At 62.4% G+C, this 4,439-nt stretch carries 3 protein-coding genes; all 3 read left to right on the forward strand.

Annotated features, from left to right (window positions below):
* The coding region (gene gcvT / locus ACR0NF_RS21695; protein WP_480778944.1) for a glycine cleavage system aminomethyltransferase GcvT at positions 1 to 1,059 on the forward strand (1,059 nt) is incomplete at its 5' end.
* A gap of 17 nt (positions 1,060 to 1,076) precedes the next feature.
* Complete coding sequence (gene gcvH, locus ACR0NF_RS21700) at positions 1,077 to 1,442, forward strand: glycine cleavage system protein GcvH (RefSeq protein ID WP_480471648.1); 366 nt, start codon at positions 1,077 to 1,079, stop codon at positions 1,440 to 1,442.
* Between the two features lie 111 nt (positions 1,443 to 1,553).
* Complete coding sequence (gcvP, locus tag ACR0NF_RS21705; protein ID WP_480778945.1) at positions 1,554 to 4,409, forward strand: aminomethyl-transferring glycine dehydrogenase; 2,856 nt, start codon at positions 1,554 to 1,556, stop codon at positions 4,407 to 4,409.
* The last annotated feature ends 30 nt before the right edge of the window (positions 4,410 to 4,439 follow it).

Genomic DNA, 4,439 nt, shown 5'->3' on the forward strand with positions numbered 1-4,439 from the left:
CATGTTGAGTTGGGAGGTAAGTTGGTTGATTTTGCTGGTTGGGAGATGCCTGTTCAGTATCCCTTGGGGATAATGGGTGAGCATAAGCAGTGTCGTGAGAAGGCGGCGTTGTTTGATGTGAGCCATATGGGTCAGGTTATTCTGCGGGGCGAGAATGTGGGTGAGAAGCTGGAAGCTTTGTGCCCGCAGGCCTATGCGACGCTGAAGGAAGGCAAGGCGCGGTACGGGTTCTTTACGAACGAAGACGGCGGGATCATGGACGATTTGATCGTGTCGAATGCGGGGGATCACTACTTTGTGGTGGTGAACGCGGCGCTGCGGCATCAGGATATTCCGCATATGCAGGCCAATCTGGACGGCGTTGAGGTGACTGAGATCTTCGATCGTGCGCTGGTGGCGGTTCAGGGCCCCAAGGCCGAAGATGTGGTGGGCGCGCTTTGCCCTGCCGCGCGGGATCTGAAGTTCATGGAAACCACCGTGGCGGATATCCTGGGTGTCGAATGCCGCATCTCGCGGCTGGGCTACACCGGTGAGGATGGCTATGAGATCTCGATCCCCGAGGACAAGGCCATCGAGATCAGCAAGGCCTTTCTGGCGCATGAGGATTGCGAAGCGGCCGGTCTGGGCGCGCGCGACAGCCTGCGGCTCGAGGCGGGTCTGTGCCTCTATGGCAATGACATCGATCAGAGCACCTCGCCGGTCGAGGCGAGCCTCGGCTGGGCGATGCAAAAGCGCCGCAAGGAAGAGGGCGGCTTCCCGGGGGCCGACCGGGTGCAAAAGGAACTGGCCGAAGGCCCCGCCAAAAAGCTGGTGGGCATCAAACCGGCGGGCCGCGCACCGGCGCGTCAGGGCGTTGAGATCCAGTGCGCCGAGGGCAATACCATTGGCCAGATCACCTCGGGCGTGTTTGGCCCCACGGTCGGCGGACCGGTGGCGATGGGTTATGTGAGCAAAGGCCATGGCGAGCCGGGTGAGGCGGTGAACCTGATCATCCGGGGCAAGCCGCAGCCGGCCGAGATCGTGGCGCTGCCCTTCGTCACCCAGAATTACAAGCGTTGAAGTCAGGAGAGAGACATATGGCAACCTATTATTCCGAAGAGCACGAATGGCTGACCGTTGACGGTGACACGGCCACTTTGGGCATCACCAAACATGCGGCGGAACAGCTGGGCGATGTGGTCTTCGTCGAGCAGCAGGAAGTTGGCGACGAGTTCGAGAAAGACGGCGAGATCGGCGTGATCGAATCCGTCAAGGCGGCGTCCGAGCTCTATGCCCCGGTCGATGGCGAGATCGTCGAGGTGAACGAGGCGCTGGCCGATACCCCGGGCGCGCTGAACGAGGACCCCGAGGGCGAGGCCTGGATCTACAAGATCAAGATCACAGACGCGTCGCAGCTCGAAGATCTGATGGACGAAGCTGGCTACAAAGCCTTCATCGGATAAACCCAAATGGCGGGTCCAGTCACGGATCCGCCCTTCATCTGGCTAAAAATATCTCCGCCGAAGGCTCCCGCAGTCTCCGCCGGGTCTGACCTATCCTTGAGGAGCGCACACATGGCCTTCAAACTGACCGATTACGAAGCCTATGACTTCGCCAACCGTCGCCATATCGGGCCCAGCCCGACCGAGATGCGCGACATGCTCAAGGTGATCGGCTTCAAGACGCTGGACGAATTGATCGACGCCACCGTGCCGCCGGCGATCCGGCAGAAACAGCCGCTGGACTGGGGTCCGGCGATGACCGAACGCGATGCGCTCTTTCACATGAAAGAGGTGGCCAGCAAGAACAAGGTTCTGACCTCGCTGATCGGTCAGGGATATTATGGCACCACCACGCCGGCGCCGATCCTGCGCAACATCCTGGAAAACCCGGCCTGGTACACCGCCTATACCCCCTATCAGCCCGAGATCAGCCAGGGCCGGCTTGAGGCGCTGCTGAACTTCCAGACCATGGTCAGCGACCTGACCGGGCTGGATGTGGCCAATGCCTCCCTGCTGGACGAAGCCACCGCCGCCGCCGAAGCGATGGCGATGGCCAAGCGCGGCGGCCGCTCCAAGGCCAACAATGCCGCCTTCTTTGTCGATAAAAACTGCCACCCGCAGACCATCGCGGTGATCAAAACCCGGGCTGAGCCTCTGGGCATCGAGGTGCAGGTGGCCGACCCGGACACGCTGGACGCAGGCGCGGTGTTTGGCGCCATCTTCCAGTATCCCGGCACCCACGGCCACGTGCGCGACTTCACATCGGAAATCGCGGCGCTGCATGAACATAAGGCCATCGCCATTGTCGCCGCCGACATCCTGTCGCTGGCGCTGCTGAAATCCCCCGGCGAGATGGGCGCGGATATCGCCATCGGCTCGACCCAGCGCTTTGGCGTGCCGATGGGCTATGGCGGGCCGCACGCGGCGTATATGGCGACCACCGACAAGCTGAAACGCTCGATGCCGGGCCGGATCATCGGTGTCAGCATCGACAGCCGCGGCAACAAGGCCTACCGCCTGGCGCTGCAGACCCGTGAACAGCACATTCGCCGCGAAAAAGCCAATTCCAACGTCTGCACCGCGCAGGCGCTGCTGGCCGTGATTGCCTCGATGTATGCGGTCTACCATGGCCCCGACGGCATCAAGGCCATCGCGCAATCGGTGCACCGCAAGACCTCGCGCCTGGCCGCCGGTCTGGAAGAGGCGGGCTTTGCCGTGGAACCGGAAGTGTTCTTTGACACCATCACGGTTGAGGTCGGCCATCTGCAGAAAGTGGTGATGGAGGCCGCCGTGGCGCGTGGTGTGAACCTGCGCAAGGTCGGCGACAGCAAGGTTGGCATCAGCCTGGACGAACAGACCCGGCCTGAGACCATCGAGGCCGTCTGGGGCGCCTTTGGCATCGACCGCAAGGATGACAGCTCGAACAAGCAATACCGCCTGCCCGATTATGCCCTGCGCGAAAGCGAATACCTGACCCATCCGATCTTCCACAAGAACCGGGCCGAGGCCGAGATCACCCGCTATATGCGCCGTCTGGCCGACCGTGATCTTGCATTGGATCGCGCGATGATCCCGCTGGGATCGTGCACCATGAAGCTGAACGCCACGATCGAGATGATCCCGGTCACCTGGCCCGAGTTCGGCAATCTGCACCCGTTCTGCCCGCAAGATCAGGCGCAGGGCTACACCCAAATGATCGCCGATCTGAACGACAAGCTGTGCCAGATCACCGGCTATGACGCGATCTCCCAGCAACCCAACTCGGGCGCGCAGGGGGAATATGCGGGGCTGCTGACCATCCGCAACTATCACTTCGCGCGCGGCGAAGGGCAGCGCAATGTCTGCCTGATCCCAACCTCGGCCCATGGCACCAACCCGGCCTCGGCGCAGATGGTGGGCTGGCAGGTTGTGCCGGTGCAGGCGGATGACAAGGGCAACATCGATGTCGCAGACTTCCGCGCCAAGGCTGAGAAGCACAGCGATCATCTGGCCGCCTGCATGATCACCTACCCTTCGACCCATGGCGTGTTCGAGACCACCGTGCAGGAGGTCTGCCAGATCACCCATGATCACGGCGGTCAGGTCTATATCGACGGGGCCAACATGAACGCCATGGTCGGTCTGGCGCGTCCGGGCGATGTGGGCGGTGACGTCAGCCACCTGAACCTGCACAAGACCTTCTGCATCCCGCATGGCGGCGGCGGCCCCGGCATGGGTCCGATCGGCGTCAAGGCGCATCTGGAAGAGCATCTGCCCGGCCATCCGGAATACGGCACTGCCGTGGGTCCGGTCTCGGCGGCACCCTTTGGCTCGCCTTCGATCCTGCCGGTCAGCTGGGCCTATGTGCTGCTGATGGGTGGCGCGGGTCTGACGCAGGCGACCAAGGTGGCGATCCTGAACGCCAACTACATCGCTGCGCGTCTGCAGGATGCCTATCCGATCCTGTATACCTCGGAAACGGGTCGCGTAGCGCATGAATGCATCCTCGACACCCGTCCGCTGGACGCCGAGGCGCATGTGACCGTGGATGACGTGGCCAAACGCCTGGTTGATTCAGGTTTCCACGCCCCGACCATGTCCTGGCCCGTGGCCGGCACCCTGATGGTCGAGCCCACGGAATCGGAACCCAAGGACGAGCTGGACCGCTTCTGCGACGCCATGCTCTCGATCCGCTCCGAGGCGCAGGACATCATCGACGGCAAGATCGACGCGGAGAACAACCCGCTGAAAAACGCCCCCCACACGGTGCGCGATCTGGTCGGCGACTGGGACCGCCCCTACACCCGCGAACAGGCCTGCTTCCCTCCGGGCTCGATGGGCGTCGACAAATACTGGTCCCCCGTCAACCGCGTCGACAACGCTTACGGCGACAGAAACCTCATCTGCACATGCCCCCCCATGTCAGAATACGAAGAAGCCGCAGAATAATACAACAAAACCCCGCCAAAATCGGCGGGG

It is taken from the genome of Ruegeria sp. CF4, from assembly GCF_056537345.1.